This window comes from Komagataeibacter sp. FNDCR2 (assembly GCF_021295395.1).
Classification (GTDB): domain Bacteria; phylum Pseudomonadota; class Alphaproteobacteria; order Acetobacterales; family Acetobacteraceae; genus Komagataeibacter.
Window position 1 is genome coordinate 595504 of the sequence record NZ_JAIWOU010000001.1, and the last position, 18742, is coordinate 614245.

Sequence of the window (18742 nt, forward strand, 5' to 3'; positions counted from 1 at the left end):
GGGCTCCCGCCCCGCATCCTGACCACCATGTATAACGGACAATGGGGCGCCACGTTGAATGCCTGCTATCGTATGGCGGGTTATGTCGATCCTGAAAAACATCTGGCGCTGGTACCGTATGGACAATAAATGTGCATCATAGAGGCAATAATGAAATTGATTGTTGCGCAATGTATTGAAATGTAATCATGATCCTTTCGATGCTTCCTGTTTCCGATTGCTCCTGAAGCCTTGTTTTGGGCTGTAATTTCCCCGCGCGCCGGTTTCCTTCCCTACCTGCCGGGACCGTACGGGTTCACGCAATGCCTGACGCCATGATTTTATCTGTCATGTAATGCATTGATACATCCATTCCGGCGCAACCTGTACTATCATGAAGCGTTGCTGCCTGTGCCATGGCGCAGAAGCAGAAGATACCTGCCCGGATACAGACCTCGTGACCGTTCCAACGCCCACAACACGGATGTAAGGGGAGATGGACATGACACAGTCAGATCATGAAGCGAATGATCAGGAAATTGAACTGCGGGCCATCAGCCTGTGGAACAAGCAGCATCCGGACCGTCCATGGCGGCGGGCGGGCAGTCTGCACCGCTACCATAAATCATCACATGCGCTGCACGGCATTCCCGCTTTCCCGGAAGAGCAGGCACAGTTCCGCTTTCTGGCCGCGCATGCCATGACCGTCGCACAGGACAGAACCTGTTTCTGACAGGCCCATGCCTTCAACGGCCATATTCAGGACAGGTTGCGGGCATGGAGCACGCAGGCGGCAGGCATCGCGGGATATCTCTTTACCGCAGCCCGTCCGGATGCTTTCATAAAGCCTCTTCTTTCCTTTTCCTGAATCGCTGACCATATAAATCCGGATGATTGAAAACTTCAGTTTTGGTTGCCTGTGCGTCATTGGGGATGTCCTGCTCGACCAGTATGTGTTCGGGTCGGCCAACCGGATTTCGCCCGAGGCGCCGGTTCCGGTTCTCCTCCACTCCCACCGCCGGGCCGTGCCCGGTGGGGCCGCGAATGTGGCCGCCAATGCGGCCGCGCTGGGGTGCAGGGTCAATCTGGTTGGCGTGGTGGGGACCGATCATGCGGCCGATACGCTGCGTGAAGCCATGGCCCCATGGAAAAGCGTCAGCCTGCGGGGGCTGGTGGAAGACCCCGTATGGACGACAATCACCAAGACGCGCATCCTCAGCGGCCAGCAGCAGATCATGCGCCTTGATGAAGAGCGCGTGGACGTCCTCTCGCCCGAGACACCCGACCGCCTGATCGCGGCCGGTCTGGCGGCGCTTGCGGATGCCGATGTGCTGGTCTGCTCGGATTATGCAAAAGGCGCCCTGTCGGACAGGGTGCTGGCCGCCATGATCGGAGCCGCGCGGGAAAAGGGCATTCCCGTTATCGTGGATCCGAAACGCAAAACATTCGAGGCCTATCGCGGCGCGAACCTCATTACCCCCAACCGTTCCGAAATGGCGCGGGCGACGGGCCTGCCGCTCAATACGGACACGGAAATCGAAACCGCGGCGCGGGCGGCTTCGGAACAGTTCGGCGGTGATGTGCTGCTGACACGATCCGAGGCCGGCATGACGCTCTGGCGGCGCAATGGGGAAAGCCTGCATGCCGTCGCGCGCCGCTCCGAAGTCTGTGATGTGTCCGGCGCGGGCGATACGGTGGTGGCGACCGTGGCCAGCGTGCTCTCGGCGGGAGAAATGCTGGAAACGGCAGTGGTGCTTGCCGCCACGGCGGCCGCCGTCTCGGTCAGCAAGCTTGGTACCGCCGTCGTCACGCGTGAGGAGCTGAGCCGGGAACTGCACAGCACGATGAGTGACGCGGGCCAGCTCGCCACGATTGACGAGGCGAAGGAGATTGTCCGTAACTGGCGGCAGCATGGCGCGCAGATCGTCTTTACCAATGGCTGTTTCGACCTGATCCACCCCGGCCATATCGGCCTGATCCGGGCCGCGGCCAGGGAAGGGGACAAGCTGATCGTCGCCCTGAACACGGACAGCTCCGTCAGGCGACTGAAGGGGGAAAGCCGCCCGATACAGGACGAAATCGCACGCGCGACCGTTATGGGGGCGTTGCGTGATGTTGACCTCGTGGTGCTGTTTGACGAGGACACGCCACTTGAAACCATCATGGCGCTGCGCCCCAACGTGGTGGTCAAGGGAGCGGACTATACGGAAGATCAGGTGGTTGGCGGCGACTTTGTAAAGCAGTATGGCGGGCGCGTGGCGCTGGTCGATATTCTGGAAGGGCGTTCGACGTCGTCTCTTGTCAAAAAAGCGCGGGAGCATGACGCCCATAATGCACCGAATGAAAATACCGCTGTATTTTCAGGGTGATCGTCCGGATGGGCTGAATTCCATTTTCATTTACCTGAAAACGGATATATATATCGCACATATGGAATGCAGCCGAACGGATTTATAGATGGTATTTATATATATTAACCGGGATAAAGACCAGAAAAGAAGAGAGATTTTTCTTAAAAATAATTCCCATTTAAGTAATATAAAACGGTTCAGTGCCATAGATGGTAATACCATCAATAGAGAAGAGCTGATAAGCCGGGGAATCATTACAGAAGATTGTATTTATATAAATTCCGCAATAGGTAACGCACTGTCACATATTTCATTGTGGAATGGTGTGGTGGAAAGCGGGAAAAGTGCCTGTATATTTGAAGATGACGCAGTATTATGCCATAATTTTGAAGAACAGTATGAAAATATACTGAAAAACATCGGTAGCGATTGGGAGATAATACTTTTTGGCTACAATACGGATGCCATGCTATATCTGGATGTAGTACCTTCCATTCTGGAAGGAATTTTCACGTTTGATGATGTGAAATTTAAAAAAAATATCGGTCAGTTTTCCAGCCAGAACATTACGACCCAACCCATCAAATTGCGGGAAGCATTTGGCCTGTGTGGCTATGCCATATCCCCCAAGGGTGCGGCCAGACTGACCAATGCCATAATACCGCTGCGGGCTATGGAACTGCATATAAAGATTGTGAACGGACTTTATAAAAATGGAAGTCTGGATAACTTTTTATGTGCGGCTTATCGGGAAATGGACGCTTACTGCTGTGTCCCTCCCTTATGCGTTTCTGAAAATGACAAGTCCCTGTCCACAATGTGGAACGCCGAGAACTTCTATTACTGAAGGGTAAAAGAGCCATCCCTGTTCCCTTCTTTTCCCAACCAGACTGCATTCCATAATGGACACGTTGCCAATAGTAGAAAAAGGCGTCGAGACGCTTCAGGATACATGGCGCGTGTGGCTGTCGGAACGTGCGCTTCCGCTGTGGTCGGGTATCGGTTTCGATGCCGGGCGTCGCCTGTTCCACGAACGCCTGACATTCGACCACAAACCCATTCATCTGCCCGCGCTAAGGCTGATGGTGCAGGCGCGCCAGGTTTCAACCTATTGCCGCGCGCAGCTTGACGGTTTCGGTGCCACGGCGGATCAGGCGCTGGCCTGCCTGCATGAAGTCCAGAACCGTTACTGGCATGCCGATGATGCGGCCGGGTGGATTTTTTCCCTTGGTCCGGATGGACGCCCCGCGAACCGGCAGCGCGACCTGTATGCCCATGCCTTCATCCTGTTCGCCTACGGCTGGGCCTATCGCGTATCCGGTGATCTGGCCTATCTGAAGGTCGCACGTGAAACGGCGCTTGAAATCGACCAGATTTTCCTGACCGACCGGGAGGGCTACCTGGACACCGTGCCGCCAGCCGACACCATCCACCGTCAGAACCCCCATATGCATCTGCTTGAAGCATATCTTGTGCTTTTCGATGTATCGGGGGATTCCGTCTATCTGGATTATGCCCGGCGTCTGGTCACACTGGCGCTTGAGCATTTCATCCTTCCCGGCACGGGAATGCTGCTTGAGTTCCTCGACAATGCATGGAAACCGCTTCAGGCGGCAGGACATAATCGTGTCGAACCCGGCCACCTGCTGGAATGGTCATGGCTTTTTTGCGAATTTGCCCGGCTTGCCCCCAATGCCCCAAATATAGGGGCCATACGCCTTGCCTGCACCAGGATGGCGGAAACTGCCCTGACTTATGGCGTGATCCCTGAAACACTCATGGTCTGTGACGCCATAACCGAACATGGCAAACGGCTGGAGGACTCAACACGGATCTGGCCACAGACCGAATGCATACGTACTCTGGCGCTACGTGCGCGACAGGGGGATCCTCAGGCAGACAGTCTTATCGCACGACAGAGCCGGCATTTTTTCCACAAATACGCCCCCGCACGCCTGTCTGGCGGATGGATTGACCGACTGGATGTGCATGGCGTGCCACTTTCGGACCATATGCCGGCGAGTTCCCTCTATCATATTTATGGCGGCGCCACGGCGATACTGTCACTCTGATGCAGCAGAACGTGGTCAGGTGGTGTTTGGCATCCATTTGGGAATGGATTGAACCTGCGTGGTAATGCTGGCTTTCCATCGGGTTCCATATCATTTCATCCCCCTCGACTGAAGCTCGATAGGGGCAAAAAAGTGCCACCGGAAAACCTTGCCATTTGATATATGGGAAATATCCCGCTCACAGATCTGCGTCTTTCAGGCGTTTATAAAATATTATTTCATTCCATTATGAAGCCTGATCCTAAATATCTATGCATGCTCCGAAATAACGTGTATTCGCAATTATAAGTAAATTCATATTCGAGATTAGATGAGGTTAATAGCGACATGTCTGTTGATCTGACACCCATTTGCGTAAACTCAAGTTTCAGAACATCAAGCACATGGCTTTGGACAAAATTTCGGGAAATAGAAAATTTCATAAGCTATGCCGAACCATTTAATGAGGCGCTTAGTGCACCACATCAGAATGTAAGCCGTGGCGACTTTTCGGGCTGGCGTTCCAACCACCCGCCATCTGCATCGTATTATCTGGAATTTATGCCTTTGATGCAGAAAACGCCCGGCCCGATAATGTCTGGCCAAGGTATAAGCTATGACCATTTCATTCCCGCCGGTGGTTTTGATGGAACATTGAGCGAGGAGGAAGTTACCTATCTTTCTACTCTGGTTGACTATGCCCATTCACTGGGCCGACGCCCGGCCCTTATGTTCACGCGTTCCCTCGGTCGGGCACGTGCGCTGAAAAAGGCGTTCCCGGGGAAGTCCATATTTCTTCATCGAAACCTTTTCCATCAATGGGCCTCCTATTCAGGGCAGGCCGCGGATGGAAATAATTATTTCTTTAATATTCTTGAAATCTGTATCAAATCCAATCGGCATGATCCCGTTGTGGAAATGTTGGATTTGTGGTTCACACCGCGCGAGCCCGGCCCGTACGATCGAAACAATTTCCTTATTTTCCTTCTTTTTCACTTATACATATATACATCTGCCTTTACAGCTTCGGATCTGATTATCGATTCCACACGTATTGCAAGTGATAGCACCGCGCGTGAGGAAACCGAGGAAAAACTCAATGCCCTGCTTGGTCACCATATATCATTAAAAGACGCCCGCCCGTCATTTGAGGTGTCACAACTGAATATCAAATGTGGCAAACCTGAAATGGATACGGTGGAGCAGTGCCTGAAGCTAATGCTGCCTGAAAACATGGATCCGCTATGTCGTGATTTTGTGCATCAGGCAAAAAATGATGCCTTTGAAGAGTGGAAGAAGAATGATTTCTATTCCACCGGAATGCGCAGTATTCTCACCTCAAAGCGTGCGGAACTTGATTATGTCGTTCATGAACGCAATGGTATGGTCAATCAATGTAAAAATATTTCTCATGAACGCGACGAACTCTTCAACAGATACGAAAATATTGCGCGTGAGAAGGACGAATTTTCCAGAAAATATGAAACTGCCTCTCGTGAGCGGGATGAACTGCTGACACGATGTGAATACGTTTCTCGAGAATTCAGTGAACTGACCACCCGATACAATAATATCATACATGAACGTAATGAAGCCCTTGATGCCGTTCGTCGCGAAAGAACCGCAAGAGAACGGTTAGAACAGAAAATTATTAATATCACTGCCGATCATGAACGTATGGCAGGATTGTTGCGCGCTCTGGAAAATGAAAAAGCCGTTCATTCAAGTGAATCCGCCGCTCTTTCCATGGAATGCCAGGACATGGCCGTAAATTTGAAAAAAAAATGAGCTTCACCACAGTCAATATTCAGGACTGCTACAGCAATACGATAGGCGTGCGTGGTCACATCTGGCATGGATGCGGGAAATGCGCGTAAGATGAACATCAGGATAGAACTGAAATCTGGCAATCATAAACAGATCCACCCATGACCGAACCGGCACCGTTCAGAAGCATCTTCAACAACGCGGCAAACTGAACACCATCATGATCCCGCATCCAGGGGATTGTGAATAATCATGCATGACCATGTTTACCATCGTGCTTATTGCCTGTCCCCCGTTACCGGATCACCATACCTGCCGGACAAGCACGCAAACGGGAACCTGACATGATTGATCGTGCCCTACAGGCGGCGATGCTCCGCTGCATGGCGGAAAATGGCGGCGCGGCCAATCTGCGTCCCCCACGGGAGGAAGACGAGGCCCGATGCGCCAGGAACCTCATGGATCTGGAATTGCAGGGATTGTGCAAGGGGGGTGTTACCATTTCCGGCAATGACCTCAGGATCACGGGCGCGAGTACCATCACCAGCGCGGGCCGCGCCTATCTGGACCGGCCGGACGATATGCATGTGACGCTGAATGGCCCGCAGGCGATCAGGATGCTCCACCAGCGCATTATGGAGGACCCGGACCTGACCGATGCGGAGCGGCAGAAGCTCGGCGCATCGCTCGATACGATGCACCCGCTCGCGCTCAAGGCGCTGGGGGAGGAGGTACTGGAACGCGCACTGGAACGGAGCCCGGACGCCATACCGCTCCTGAAAAAACATACAACCGCGACCGGTACGTAAAACAGGCCCGGTCACGGCGCGCCTGTAATACCGGCCGCCACGGAGGTCCGTGTTCGTCTGGTTGCGTAATGTCCGGTGTCAGTTCATCCTCGACGATGCAGCGGTCTGGGGACCCACATATTCATTTGAATGAATAATTATGAAATATATCCGTTTAACAGATATATCTCATTCCGATAAAAATTAAGTATTATAAAGAATACACAGCAGGGCAAGACCAGTTCCAAAAGAGTAGGGTAATTTATCGCATATCTGCCCGGCTTCCGGTGATCTGCGCTTTTACTGTCATGTCTGCAATAAACCTTATCGTCTGCCAGAAATGGCATGGCCCATACAATATTTACATGACAGATATTCAGCGTTCAGCAGTCGGGACGAAATGCACACGATGCGCCACTTCACGGATACTTGCCTGTGCAACAGGGAACAGGCCGCCATGCCCGGAACCGGAAGGGGCACATCCTCATCCCGCCTGCTGACCGTGTGGCGCGTTGCCGTATTCGGGCTGCTGCTCTGGTGCCTGGGGGCAGGGGCCGGGCATGCCCAGCCCGCAGCGTCGGACGGCGCGCCACCGGGCATGAGCCGCGAGCAGGCGCAGCAGGTTCTTGCCGTCATCAACGACCCGGCAAAACGCGCGGAATTTGAAAACACGCTCTCGGCCATAGCCGCGCAGTTGCCACCACCCCCGGTTACCCCGGCGCCAGCACCCGTGCCGGTGTCCACCACGGCGGGCAAGGTGGTGACAGTGCAGGCGGACAGTCTGGGCAGCGATTTCGTGCAGGACATGGACGCCCTGCGCGCCAGCCTGTTCGTGCAGGCCAAGCATTTTGTGGCGCTGTTTGGCGATCTTGTGTTCGTCGCCCACTGGACGCGCACCATTTTTGCCGATCCGCAGTCACGCGGCATCCTGCTCGATGCTGTCGGCAGGGCCACCCTTATCCTGCTGCTTGCCCTGGCTGCCGAGCGCGGTTTCTCGCTGCTGCTGCGCAAACCGCTGCTCCGGGTCACGGAACGCGCGGTGGCGACCGAACGGCGGCTCAACCTGCCCGATGTCAATGCGCCCCCGCCAGCCCCCGCACCGGGCGACAATGCGACACAGGCCGCCGATGAAGTGGCGGCCCAGCAGGCGCAGCAGAACGACATGCAGGCCCAGCACGCCACGCTGCGCCTTCTGGCCCGCCTGCCTTATTCAATCGTACATCTGCTGATCAAGATGCTGCCGGTGGGGCTGTTTTTTGGTCTGGGCACGTCATTCGCCTATCTGCTGACAACGACCCATCAGGCCGAACTGGTCACGCTTACACTTACAAATGCCTATGTTGTCGCGCGCGTGGTCTATCTGTTGATGGAAACGCTGTTTGTCCCGCATTCTCCGGCCATCCGCCTGTGCAGCGCCAGCAACCAGACCGCGTTCATGGTGACGCGCTGGCTCAATTTCCTGGTGGCGGCCCCTTCGGTCGTGGTGTGCCTGTCCACGCTGGGCGGTGTGTTCGACATGCCCGCGCGCGGGACCGAGGCGATCATCCGCACGGTGGTACTGGTCGAGCATGTGCTTGTGGCCATATTCACATGGCGGGTGCGTGCCCATGTGGCCAGCGCCCTGCAACCACCCGCCCGGCTGAGCAAACAGCCGTTCTGGATGTTTCTGGGCAGGCTGGTCCACCTGTGGTGGATACCGGCCATGTTCTTCAATTTCGCGCTGTGGCTGATCTGGGCCACCCATATCCGTGGCGGCTATGTCTGGATTTTCCGCACGGTCATCCTGACTTCGGCGGTCGTGATCCTGTCGCGGGTGGTGTCGGTACTGATCTTTAACCTGCAGAACCGGCTGTTCCACATCTCCCCGGCGCTGGAAGCCCGCTATCCCGGCCTGCAGGGGCGGGTGGACTATTACTATCCCGCCGCACGCAAAATGCTGTCGTTCCTGCTGTTTTTCATATCGGTGATCCTGTTCTTCCAGGCCCTTGGGCTCCCCGCCATTCATTTCCTTTTCTACGGCAGGCTGGGACCGAAGATCGTGGGCGCGATCAGTTCCATGATGGTTGCCTATACCGTGGCCGTCCTGGCGTGGGAGGCGGCGAACGCGGCGCTGGAGCGCCAGATCGCACGGTTTGAAAATTCCGCCCAGACAGGGCGCGCCAGCCGCCTGCGTACGGTCCTGCCCATTATCAAGACCGTGCTCCTGGCCATCATCATCATTATCGTGGCGGTCACCACCCTGTCACAGATCGGTATCAATGTCGCGCCGCTGCTGACCGGCGCGGGGATCATGGGCGCGGCCATCGCCTTTGGCGCGCAAAGTCTGGTCAAGGACTTCATCACCGGCTTCTTCATGCTGGTGGAAAACGCCATTCAGGTGGGGGACTGGGTTACTGCGGGGGGCATATCGGGTACGGTGGAACACCTGTCCATCCGCACCCTGCGGCTGCGCTCGATCAATGGGGATCTGCACATCATCCCGTTTTCCGAGGTGTCCTCCATCGCCAACACATCGCGCGACTACAACCTTGTCGTGGTCGATTTCATGATCGACCTGTCCCAGGACACGGGGCAACTGACAGCCATACTGCATGAAGAACTGGAAAAAATGCGCCAGACGCCACGCTTCGGGCGGCTGATCATGTCCGGTTTCTCGTTTCTGGGTATCGAGCAGGCGGATGGAAACGGCGCACGCTACCTTGGCTCGGTCCGGACCGCGCCGGGGGCGAAATGGGCCGTCTATCGGGAATTCTACAGTCGACTGGCCGTGCGCATGAGCCAGGAAGGCATAAAATTCCCCGTGCCCAGCTATCTCTACCTGCTGGACAACGCTCCCGGCAGCGACGGGTTACAGGTCAGCATGGCCAGCAAACCGGCAGGTGGACCGACGGGAGCGGCAGGACCGACGTCGCAGGGCTAGGTGTATCAGAAGATCGTGTCAAACAGCAGCTTGCCATTGAGCAGCAGGATCACGGCGGAAACCAGCCATGCCAGCACCGCCATGGGGGTGGAAATGACGAACTCCCCCATCTTGCGCCGGTCGGATACGAACATGACAAGCGGGATCACCGCGAAGGGCAGTTGCATGGACAAGATAACCTGACTGAACATGAGCAACCGCCCCACGCCCCGGTTGCCATACAGCGCGGTCACGATCACAACCGGGGCAATGGCCAGGCCCCGCGTAAGCAGGCGTCGCGCCCATGACGGGATATGCAACTGCAGGAATCCCTCCATGATGATCTGACCCGCCAGCGTGCCCGTAACGGTGGAGTTGGTGCCCGCCGCCAGCAACGCGACCGCGAACAGCGTGGAGGCGATGCCAAGCCCCAGCACGGGGGAGAGCAGGCGGTACGCGTCCTCGATCTCGGCAAGATCTTGATGCCCGGTGGTATGGAACGCCGCCGCCGCCACGATCAGGATCGCGGCGTTGATGAACAGCGCCAGCATCAGGGCCAGGCAACTGTCCCATGTGGCCCAGCGTATGGCCTCACGCCGGCCCGATGGCGTGCGCGCGAAGGCCCGCGTCTGCACAATGGAAGAATGAAGATAAAGGTTATGGGGCATGACGGTCGCCCCGATAATGCCGATGGCGATATAGAGCATCCGGCTGTCCGTCACGATGGCGGATGAAGGCAGGAACCCCTTGAGCACACTGGCCAGCGGGGGGCTGGCCACCGCCACCTGCACCATGAAGCAGATGGCGATGATGCTGAGCAACCCGATCACGAAGGCTTCCAGATAACGGAATCCCCGGTTCATCAGGAACAGGACGATAAACGCATCCATGACCGAGATAAGGGCGCCCGCCAGAAGCGGAATGCCGAACAGAAGCTGAAGGGCGATCGCGGTGCCGATAACCTCGGCCAGGTCGCAGGCGATAATGGCCAGTTCGCAGGCCAGCCACAGGACGATATTGAGGGCAGGGGGAAAATGGTCCCGGCACGCCTGCGCCAGGTCATGGCCCGTGGCGATGCCCAGCCGCGCGGAAAGCGATTGCAGCACGATCGCCATGAAATTCGACAGCATGATGACAACCAGCAGCGTGTAACCGAACTGCGCGCCACCCTGCAGGTCCGTGGCCCAGTTGCCGGGGTCCATATACCCGACCGAGACCATGTAGCCCGGCCCCACAAACGCCAGAAACCGCCGCAACCATGGCGCACCGGCATCAGGCACATGCACGGAGGCGAAGACCTCCGGCAGGCTGTAGCTGTCTGTCTGTGTACCTTTGGCAAAGCGCCATATGGCGGGTTTTGGCATGCGTGGCGCAAGGGGAGCGGGGGGCTTATGGCTCATGCCATTACTCAATCGTATCCATCCAGAATATTCAATAGGCTATATTACATTGCACAAGGAAATTTTATCAGTCCGTGCAATATATTAGCCGCAACGCCCCGCCCCCGGGTTTTCCACCGGACAGGGCGGCGCCGTTAAGCAGGCCCCCCTGATAAAATCTGGCAAAATGCTGAAATGTATTACCGCATCTGGGATGCCACGGTTGCGCTGACAACGCCCGCGATCACACCCGTGGTCAGGGCGGTCAGCAGGTACTGGTTGCCGTAGCGCATCCATTGATATCCGGGTGGCGGGGCGGAAAGGCCACGGTAACGCTGCCAGTCATTGACCACCCACCGGCTGTTACGCGGGCCATCATAGCGGTCCCCACGCCGCCAGACGCGGTTCATGTCAACGTGGTCATAGCCGTTGCCGCCACCACCGCGCCGGGGTGGCGGGCTGTTCATGCGATGGCCCATTCCGCCACCCGGCCCCAGCAACCTGCCCGGCCCGCCCGGCCCACCCCGACCGGGACCGGAATTCGGACCCGCACCATAGCCCTCTCCGGGGCCATCTCCGGGGCCGCCCCCGGGTCCGCCCCCGGGTCCGCCCTGCGGCCCCTGCTGGCCAAAAGGCTGTGCGTAAACCGGGGAAGCAATGCACAGCACGCTGGCCATGATGATTGCCATGGTGGATCTGGTTTTCATGGGCGGTCCTGATTCAGATTGGCCTACAGACCTGACGGGAAAAGAGGCCGGCAATGGTAAAAAATCCTGCCCGCGGCACAGTCCGGCCTGATGCGGGAGCGGTCTCCATGGCGTAACGCCTGAATGGCAGGCAGGGTTGCAGCCCGCATTCCCCACAACCTGGGTGCGAGACCCCATGCCCCACGCGGAACCCGACCGCCCGGCTGGACACCATTCGTCACATTTCACAATGCAACTTCTGGCGCGAAGCGTGGAAACGCGTATTGCGCTCCACCGTGATCTGACTCCATAAAGGCTAGGCGTAACGGGCGGGAGACTGGGCTTTGCACCCTCGAAAAACGGGGCGACACGCGGCTGTATTCGTATCGGCACTGCTATATGGCGTATCCCTGCTTCCCATTCCCACCCATGCGGCGGACACGAACACCCGCACGGCCAGTTCCGCCACCAGCATCAACCCGGCGGATTCCATCCTGATCGATGACCTTGAACGCCGGACCTTCCAGTGGTTCTGGGATTCAAGCGACCCGAAAACAGGCCTCGTTCCCGACCGCTACCCCTCGGGGCAGACATTGAGCAGCGTCGCCTCCATCGGCTTCGGCCTGACCGCCTACGGCATCGGCGCGACACGCGGCTACATCACCCGCGAACAGGCCGCCCGGCGCACACTGGTCACACTGCGCCATCTCATGCGTAGCCCGCAAAATGACAGTGCGCAGGGGGCTGCGGGCTATCAGGGCCTCTATTACCACTTTCTCGACAAAAGCACGGGCCTGCGCTTCAGCCGGGACATAGAACTGTCCAGCATCGACACCGCGTTGCTGATGCAGGGTATCCTGTTCTCCCAGTCCTTTTATGACCACGATACGCCGCAGGAACGCGAAATACGCGATCTGGCCGACCAACTGTACAGGCGCGTCAACTGGCAGTGGATTACCCGCGCCGACAACCGGATGAGCATGGGCTGGACCCCCGAACACCAGTTCATTCCCAGCTACTGGGAAGGCTACAGCGAAGGGATGATGGCCTATATCCTGGGGCTCGGCTCACCGTCCCATCCACTGGCGCCAACATCGTGGCAGGCATGGCTTGCCACCAACAACCAGCGGTGGGGGGATTATTATGGCCAGACATTCCTCAATTTCGCGCCCCTGTTCGGCCACCAGTACAGCCATGCCTGGATCGACTTCCGTGGCGTGCAGGATGCGTGGGCGCATGCCAGGCAGATAGATTATTTTGAAAACAGCCGTCGCGCCGTTTATGCCCAGCAGGCCTACGCCATAGCCAATCCGGGCAAATGGCACGATTACAGCGCCACCATGTGGGGGCTGACCGCCTGCGACGGCCCCGGCGATGTGACCCGGCAGATGGATGGGCAGTCCCGGCACTTCCTGTCCTATTCCGCCCGAGGCGCGGGGCGGGACTACACGCAGGATGACGGCACCATCGCGCCCACCGCCGCCGCCGGTTCCATCGCCTTCGCCCCCGAAATCGTGCTGCCGACGCTACGGAACATGAAGGCCCGGTACGGCACGCGGATTTATGGCCAGTACGGCTTTGTCGATGCCTTCAACCCCAGTTTCCGCGATGGTCAGTCCTTCTGGACCGATCATGAATATCTGGGCATAGATCAGGGACCGATCCTGCTCATGATCGAAAACTGGCGTAGCGGGCTGGTCTGGAATGTGATGAAGCACAACCCCTATATCAGGACCGGGCTGGAGCGCGCGGGGTTCGAGGGCGGCTGGCTGCCAGCCGCCACGGCCATGGCGGCGCCTGCACCCTCCACCGCCCCGTCGCGGCCATCGTCATCGCCGCGACAGGATCACGCCAGCGCCCAGCCTACGGACGTGACGACACCCCGGCACTCCTGAAGGAAGATGGCCGCGCGCCGTTCCTGGCGAAGCGGGCAGGGCGGCAGACACGCCCCACCCGGCAGGTGCCTCATGCCGCGACGAGCTTGTCCTCGGTCGCGGGCACGCGGATGAGGTAATCGAACGCCGCCAGCGCCGCCGTGGCCCCACCGCCAATCGCGATCACGATCTGCTTGTAGGGGGTCGTGGTGGCATCGCCTGCGGCGAACACGCCGGGAACCGATGTCGCGCCGTGGCTGTCCACAACGATCTCGCCAAAGTCATTGAGCTTCAGCGTTCCCTTCAGCCAGCCCGTGTTCGGCAGCAGGCCGATCTGCACGAACACCCCTTCTAGGTCCACATGATGGTCCGCGCCATCGCCGCCGCGATAGGTCAGGCCGGTCACGTTCTTGCCGTTACCTTCGATGCGTGAGGTCAGGGCCTCGGTCAGTACCGTCACGTTGGGCAGGCTGTACAGCTTGTCCTGCAGCACCTTGTCCGCCTTCAGGTGCGAACCGCGCTGGAGCAGCGTGACATGCGCGACAATACCCGCAAGGTCGATCGCGGCTTCCACGCCACTATTGCCGCCACCGGCCACGGCCACCCGCTTGCCCTTGTAGAAGGGGCCATCGCAATGCGGGCAATAGGCCACGCCCTTGTTGCGGTATTCTTCCTCACCCGGCACGCCCAGATGCCGCCAGTGCGCGCCCGTGGCCAGTATGACCGTGCGGGCATGCAGGATGGGCCCGCTTTCCAGCGCCACCCCGTGCAGGCCGCCGGGCCGTGCGGCGGGGAACAGTTCCTTCGCGCGCTGGGACGAGATGATGTCCACATCATACTGGCGTACGTGGGCTTCAAGTGCCGCGCCCAGCTTCGGCCCGTCGGTTTCCTTGACCGAGATGAAATTCTCGATGCCTTCCGTATCCATCACCTGCCCGCCAAAGCGTTCGGCCACCAGACCCGTGCGCAGCCCCTTGCGGGCGGCATAGATCGCGGCGGACGCGCCGGCGGGACCGCTGCCGATGATCAGCACGTCAAACGGGGCGATGTCCTTCAGCTTCTCGGCGGCGCGTTTTGGCGCATCCGCGTCCAGCCGGGCCAGAATCTGGGCGATATCCGTGCGCCCGGTCTCGAACAGTTCCCCGTTCAGATAGACCTGCGGCACGGACATGATGTTTTTCTGCGCCACCTCGTCCTGGAACAGCGCGCCATCGATCGTGACGTTGTGGATGTTGGGGTTCAGCACGCTCATGGCGTTGAGCGCCTGCACCACATCGGGGCAGTTCTGGCATGAAAGCGAGACATAGGTCTCGAAATTGTACTGCCCCGGCAGCGCCTTGATCTGGGCCACCGTCTCATCGGACAGCTTGGGCGCGTGGCCGCCCGCCTGCAGCAGCGCCAGGACAAAGGACGTGAATTCATGCCCCATCGGGATCGCGGCGAAGGTGACGCCCGTCCTGGCGTTTTCGCGGCGGATGACGAAGGAAGGCCGCCGGGTGGCCGTACCCTGTTCGGAAACCTGCACCTTGTCGGAAAGGGCGGCGACCTCGTGCAGCAGTTCATGCATCTCGCGCGATTTCGGGCTGTTATCGAGCGATGCCTCAAGCACGATGGGGTGCGCCAGGCCAGCCAGATAAGCCTTGAGCTGCGTTTTGATGGTGTCTTGCAACATGGGAGTTAACTCCGCTTTTTCTGAAAAGGTGGGGCAGGATGATCCGGCCCCCGCAAAGGGGCCGGACCGCGACCGCCCGGATCAGATCTTGCCGACGAGATCCAGCGACGGGGTCAGCGTTTCGCCGCCTTCCTTCCACTTCGCGGGGCAGACTTCACCCGGATGGGTGGCGACGTACTGCGCGGCCTGGATTTTATCGAGCAGCTCGGCGGCGCTGCGGCCGACGCCACCGGCGGTGATCTCGATGTACTGGATCTTGCCGTCCGGATCGATCAGGAAGGTGCCGCGATCGGCCAGCCCGGCTTCCTCGATCAGCACATCAAAATTGCGTGCGATCTGGCCGGTCGGGTCGCCCAGCATGACATACTTGATCTTGCTGATGGCCGGGGACGTGTCATGCCATGCCTTGTGGGTGAAATGCTTGTCGGTCGAGACCGAGTAGATTTCCACGCCCAGCTTCTGGAATGTCGCATAATTGTCGGCAAGGTCTTCAAGTTCCGTCGGGCAGACGAACGTGAAGTCCGCCGGATAGAAGAAGAAGACGGCCCATTTGCCCTTTACATCGACATCGGTCACCTTGATGAACTTGCCGTTATGGAAGGCATCCGTCTCAAAAGGCTTCAATGACGAATTGATGCGTGCCATGTGGTATGCTCCTTGCTTTCGCTAATCAGGTGTTAACGGGCATCTTGTCCCACGAACACGAAATGCGGGGAAACAGTTTCTGTCAATGGCTGTTATCGGGAAAACCGTTTTACAAATCGTTCAAAATCGGTCCTATCTATACCCATGACCTATATTCCCCTTTCCGGCCTGTCGCTGCGCGATATCGAATATGTGGTGGCGGTGGATGACCTGCGCAATTTTTCCCGCGCGGCGGAACGGTGCGGCGTAAGCCAGGGCGGCCTGTCGGAACAGGTGCGCAAGCTGGAGGCGTTGCTGGGTGTCGTCCTGTTTGAACGCTCGCGCCGCCGCGTCACCCTGACACCGGAGGGCGCGCGCCTGATCGCCATGGGCCGCGACGTGCTGACCGCCGCCCGCGCCATGATCGAGGCCGCCCGCGTGCAGACCGGACCGCTGGAGGGGCTGCTGCGCATCGGGCTGATCGCGACCCTTGGCCCCTATTACGTACCCAGCCTGCTGCCGTTGCTACGGCGCGCGCACCCGCAACTGCGGCTGCAACTGACCGACAGCCTGACCAACATCATGCTGCGCGCCCTCCGCCATGACGAGCTTGATCTGGTATTCGCGGTACTTCCCGTAAAGGGGGAGAACTTCCACTGCGCGCCCCTGTTCGAGGAACCGTTCCTGGCCGCTTTCCCGGCCGACCATCCGCTGGCCGAACGCCCGGCACTGCTGATGGGCGACCTGCAGGGGCCGGACCTGCTGTTGCTGGAGGATGGCCACTGCCTGCGCGACCAGGCGCTGGCGCTGTGCGGCATGCCCATACAGCGCGACCAGCAGCGCCTTGCCGCCAGCCTGGAAATGCTGTGGCACATGATCGGCGCGGGGGAGGGCTATTCGCTTATTCCCCGGCTCGCGCTGCGCAACCGCAGCGAATGGGCGGACCTGATTTCCCTGACCCCCATCGCGGGGGCCAACCGGACGATCGGCCTTGTATGGCGCGCGACGGACCCGCGGGGACCGGCTTTTGCCGAATTCGCGAATTTCCTGCGTGAAAACGCGCCTGAAGGATGTCGGGCCGTCAGCACCTTCGCCACCCAGCGCGAGGAAGACCCCACCGATTCCTGATGCGCGACGGAAAAGGACAGGCATGACGCCGCGCCATCAAACCTTCCAGCCCCCGCCACGTTCGTATCCATGGATACAGGAGGCCTGAATGAACCGTACCTTCCGCAGCTTATGCGCCATGGCCTTGGCGCTCTCGCTTGCCGCCTGTTATGGCGGCCGGCACCATCACCACCACGGCGGCCCCGCCGATGGGTATCAGCGTGGCGGCTATGGCCAGAACTATGGCGGCCCGGACCGTCACGCCGGACCTTATACAGGGGAGGGGATGCGATAGGCGCGATGGGGCGGGCGTCAGAACTTGACCTGGAACAGCGACATGACCCCATGAAAATGCTCGGGTTCGCTGCCGCCATGGACCTGTCCATATTCATATTGCACGGACATGCGGACAATGGCGGTCGGCCACCAGTTGACCGCCAGCGCACCGATCTGCTGGTCGCCGCCCTGAACCGGCGCTGATTGCAGATCGGCCTGCGAATAGCGCGCCGCGACTTCCAGCACGCCATATCCGTTACACAGGACCGTCTCCTTACGGTCGCATGTTGGCGAGGAAAACGCGGCCGTGCGCCCCTTCCATTCCCTTTGCCTGCCATTGATCGTGTAGCCAAGCTGGCCGTACCAGCCATGAAAATGCAGGGCCTGGTTATCTGCGCGGCCTGTGCGGCTGTTGACCACAATGTCATATGCCTCGCCCTGAAAAAACAGCTTGCGCCATGACACGGCGGCTTCCAGCCCGAGCGCGCCCGCGCTGCTGGCCGCTATTTTCCCGGTATTGAGGTATTTCGCATCCGTGCCGGTATTCATTTCCGGCACATCGGAAAGGGAAAGGGCGGGGCTGGAATTGCGGGCCGAAGCCGGGCGGAACACCCATTCGCCCGAAAGACCCAGATGAACCAGCAGCGCGCCGCTCCTTACCGGCAGGCCCACAAGGCGGAAGGCCATGCCCCTCTGGTTTCCGTTCTCACCGGGGCCGGCGGTACCCGCCGTGGCCGACAGGGCGAAGTGGTAGCGCCTGCCATACGTTTCCGCCTGCACGGCCTGGCGTTCGATGCCCGTGGCCAGGTTGCGGGTGATGGTGGAAATGCTGGAACGTTCAATAAAAACGGTATCGCCCTGCGCCTGCATGGATTCAAGGCCGAAGCTGGGTTTGAAAATACCGGCGGTGAACACGAAATGCTTCAGCCCGACATAGGAAACCTGCCCTTCGAACAGGCGCATCTGGCCATCCGGCGCGGGCCCGAAATCCCATATGGCGCCGATTTCCACCTGCTTGTGTATGTTCAGGCGCACACCATTGCGCATCCGCGCCCCGCGCGCGCCCGTGCCGGGGCGGGCGGGAGACGCATTGGCAAAACCGCCCACATCAAGCTGGTCCGTGGCATAGGGCTTTATGGTGATGCCGGGCAGGGTGACGGTCGGTACGGTTTGCGCATGCAGCGCACTGAATGGGTACAGAAAGGACAGGGACGCCACGAACCCGGCTTGTAACCGACACGACAAAAGATACCACACTCCCCACAACCGCCCCATGAAGCCGGAATTCA

At 58.8% G+C, this 18742-nt stretch carries 15 protein-coding genes; 10 read left to right on the plus strand and 5 right to left on the minus strand.

Going from position 1 to position 18742, the window contains the following annotated elements:
- Nucleotides 1–481: 481 nt before the first annotated feature.
- The 7 genes from LDL28_RS02695 (at nucleotide 482) to LDL28_RS02725 (ending at nucleotide 9856) form a co-directional block, all read left to right on the plus strand.
- On the plus strand, nucleotides 482–712 hold the full coding sequence (locus tag LDL28_RS02695; protein WP_233057102.1) for a hypothetical protein: 231 nt from the start codon (nucleotides 482–484) through the stop codon (nucleotides 710–712).
- 157 nt (nucleotides 713–869) lie between these two features.
- Complete coding sequence (gene rfaE1 / locus LDL28_RS02700) at nucleotides 870–2348, plus strand: D-glycero-beta-D-manno-heptose-7-phosphate kinase (RefSeq protein ID WP_233057103.1); 1479 nt, start codon at nucleotides 870–872, stop codon at nucleotides 2346–2348.
- 88 nt (nucleotides 2349–2436) lie between these two features.
- A complete protein-coding gene (locus LDL28_RS02705) occupies nucleotides 2437–3177 on the plus strand; it encodes a glycosyltransferase family 25 protein (protein WP_233057104.1) in 741 nt (246 codons plus the stop codon).
- A 55-nt stretch (nucleotides 3178–3232) separates the two neighbouring features.
- Nucleotides 3233–4402, plus strand: coding sequence for an AGE family epimerase/isomerase (locus LDL28_RS02710; protein ID WP_233057105.1), 1170 nt, complete (start codon nucleotides 3233–3235; stop codon nucleotides 4400–4402).
- A gap of 327 nt (nucleotides 4403–4729) precedes the next feature.
- Nucleotides 4730–6169 carry a hypothetical protein gene (locus LDL28_RS02715; RefSeq protein ID WP_233057106.1) on the plus strand — a complete coding sequence of 480 codons (1440 nt, stop codon included), beginning with the start codon at nucleotides 4730–4732 and terminating at the stop codon, nucleotides 6167–6169.
- A 323-nt stretch (nucleotides 6170–6492) separates the two neighbouring features.
- A complete protein-coding gene (locus LDL28_RS02720) occupies nucleotides 6493–6957 on the plus strand; it encodes a hypothetical protein (RefSeq protein WP_233057107.1) in 465 nt (154 codons plus the stop codon).
- Between the two features lie 436 nt (nucleotides 6958–7393).
- On the plus strand, nucleotides 7394–9856 hold the full coding sequence (locus tag LDL28_RS02725; protein ID WP_233057108.1) for a mechanosensitive ion channel family protein: 2463 nt from the start codon (nucleotides 7394–7396) through the stop codon (nucleotides 9854–9856).
- 5 nt (nucleotides 9857–9861) lie between these two features.
- On the opposite strand, the gene LDL28_RS02730 is transcribed toward LDL28_RS02725, so the two are convergent.
- Both LDL28_RS02730 and LDL28_RS02735 read right to left on the minus strand, forming a co-directional pair.
- Nucleotides 9862–11235 carry an Nramp family divalent metal transporter gene (locus LDL28_RS02730; RefSeq protein ID WP_370636213.1) on the minus strand — a complete coding sequence of 458 codons (1374 nt, stop codon included), beginning with the start codon at nucleotides 11233–11235 and terminating at the stop codon, nucleotides 9862–9864.
- A 179-nt stretch (nucleotides 11236–11414) separates the two neighbouring features.
- Nucleotides 11415–11921: an RcnB family protein gene (locus LDL28_RS02735; RefSeq protein WP_233057109.1), complete on the minus strand. Its 507-nt coding sequence runs from the start codon at nucleotides 11919–11921 to the stop codon at nucleotides 11415–11417.
- 323 nt (nucleotides 11922–12244) lie between these two features.
- Between LDL28_RS02735 and LDL28_RS02740 the strand changes: the two genes are divergently transcribed.
- Nucleotides 12245–13795 carry a glucoamylase family protein gene (locus LDL28_RS02740; RefSeq protein ID WP_370636214.1) on the plus strand — a complete coding sequence of 517 codons (1551 nt, stop codon included), beginning with the start codon at nucleotides 12245–12247 and terminating at the stop codon, nucleotides 13793–13795.
- Between the two features lie 70 nt (nucleotides 13796–13865).
- Here LDL28_RS02740 and ahpF read toward each other — a convergent pair whose 3' ends face one another.
- On the minus strand, nucleotides 13866–15446 hold the full coding sequence (gene ahpF / locus LDL28_RS02745) for an alkyl hydroperoxide reductase subunit F (RefSeq protein WP_233057110.1): 1581 nt from the start codon (nucleotides 15444–15446) through the stop codon (nucleotides 13866–13868).
- An 81-nt stretch (nucleotides 15447–15527) separates the two neighbouring features.
- Entirely contained in the window at nucleotides 15528–16091 is a 564-nt protein-coding gene (gene ahpC, locus LDL28_RS02750) for an alkyl hydroperoxide reductase subunit C (RefSeq protein WP_233057111.1), read from the minus strand.
- Between the two features lie 144 nt (nucleotides 16092–16235).
- Between ahpC and LDL28_RS02755 the strand changes: the two genes are divergently transcribed.
- A complete protein-coding gene (locus LDL28_RS02755; protein WP_233057112.1) occupies nucleotides 16236–17198 on the plus strand; it encodes a hydrogen peroxide-inducible genes activator in 963 nt (320 codons plus the stop codon).
- Between the two features lie 88 nt (nucleotides 17199–17286).
- Nucleotides 17287–17472: a hypothetical protein gene (locus LDL28_RS02760; RefSeq protein WP_233057113.1), complete on the plus strand. Its 186-nt coding sequence runs from the start codon at nucleotides 17287–17289 to the stop codon at nucleotides 17470–17472.
- A 17-nt stretch (nucleotides 17473–17489) separates the two neighbouring features.
- Here the strand turns inward: LDL28_RS02760 and LDL28_RS02765 are convergent, their stop codons facing one another.
- Nucleotides 17490–18671: a porin gene (locus LDL28_RS02765; RefSeq protein WP_233057114.1), complete on the minus strand. Its 1182-nt coding sequence runs from the start codon at nucleotides 18669–18671 to the stop codon at nucleotides 17490–17492.
- Nucleotides 18672–18742 lie beyond the last annotated feature (71 nt).

Coding starts and splice junctions, on each gene's coding strand:
- LDL28_RS02730 (WP_370636213.1), bottom strand. CDS start 11,235: ATGAGCCATAAGCCCCCCGCTCCCCTTGCGCCACGCATGCCAAAACCC.
- LDL28_RS02715 (WP_233057106.1), top strand. CDS start 4,730: ATGTCTGTTGATCTGACACCCATTTGCGTAAACTCAAGTTTCAGAACA.
- ahpC (WP_233057111.1), bottom strand. CDS start 16,091: ATGGCACGCATCAATTCGTCATTGAAGCCTTTTGAGACGGATGCCTTC.
- LDL28_RS02710 (WP_233057105.1), top strand. CDS start 3,233: ATGGACACGTTGCCAATAGTAGAAAAAGGCGTCGAGACGCTTCAGGAT.
- LDL28_RS02695 (WP_233057102.1), top strand. CDS start 482: ATGACACAGTCAGATCATGAAGCGAATGATCAGGAAATTGAACTGCGG.
- LDL28_RS02755 (WP_233057112.1), top strand. CDS start 16,236: ATGACCTATATTCCCCTTTCCGGCCTGTCGCTGCGCGATATCGAATAT.
- LDL28_RS02720 (WP_233057107.1), top strand. CDS start 6,493: ATGATTGATCGTGCCCTACAGGCGGCGATGCTCCGCTGCATGGCGGAA.
- ahpF (WP_233057110.1), bottom strand. CDS start 15,446: ATGTTGCAAGACACCATCAAAACGCAGCTCAAGGCTTATCTGGCTGGC.
- LDL28_RS02735 (WP_233057109.1), bottom strand. CDS start 11,921: ATGAAAACCAGATCCACCATGGCAATCATCATGGCCAGCGTGCTGTGC.
- LDL28_RS02705 (WP_233057104.1), top strand. CDS start 2,437: ATGGTATTTATATATATTAACCGGGATAAAGACCAGAAAAGAAGAGAG.
- LDL28_RS02725 (WP_233057108.1), top strand. CDS start 7,394: ATGCCCGGAACCGGAAGGGGCACATCCTCATCCCGCCTGCTGACCGTG.
- LDL28_RS02760 (WP_233057113.1), top strand. CDS start 17,287: ATGAACCGTACCTTCCGCAGCTTATGCGCCATGGCCTTGGCGCTCTCG.
- rfaE1 (WP_233057103.1), top strand. CDS start 870: ATGATTGAAAACTTCAGTTTTGGTTGCCTGTGCGTCATTGGGGATGTC.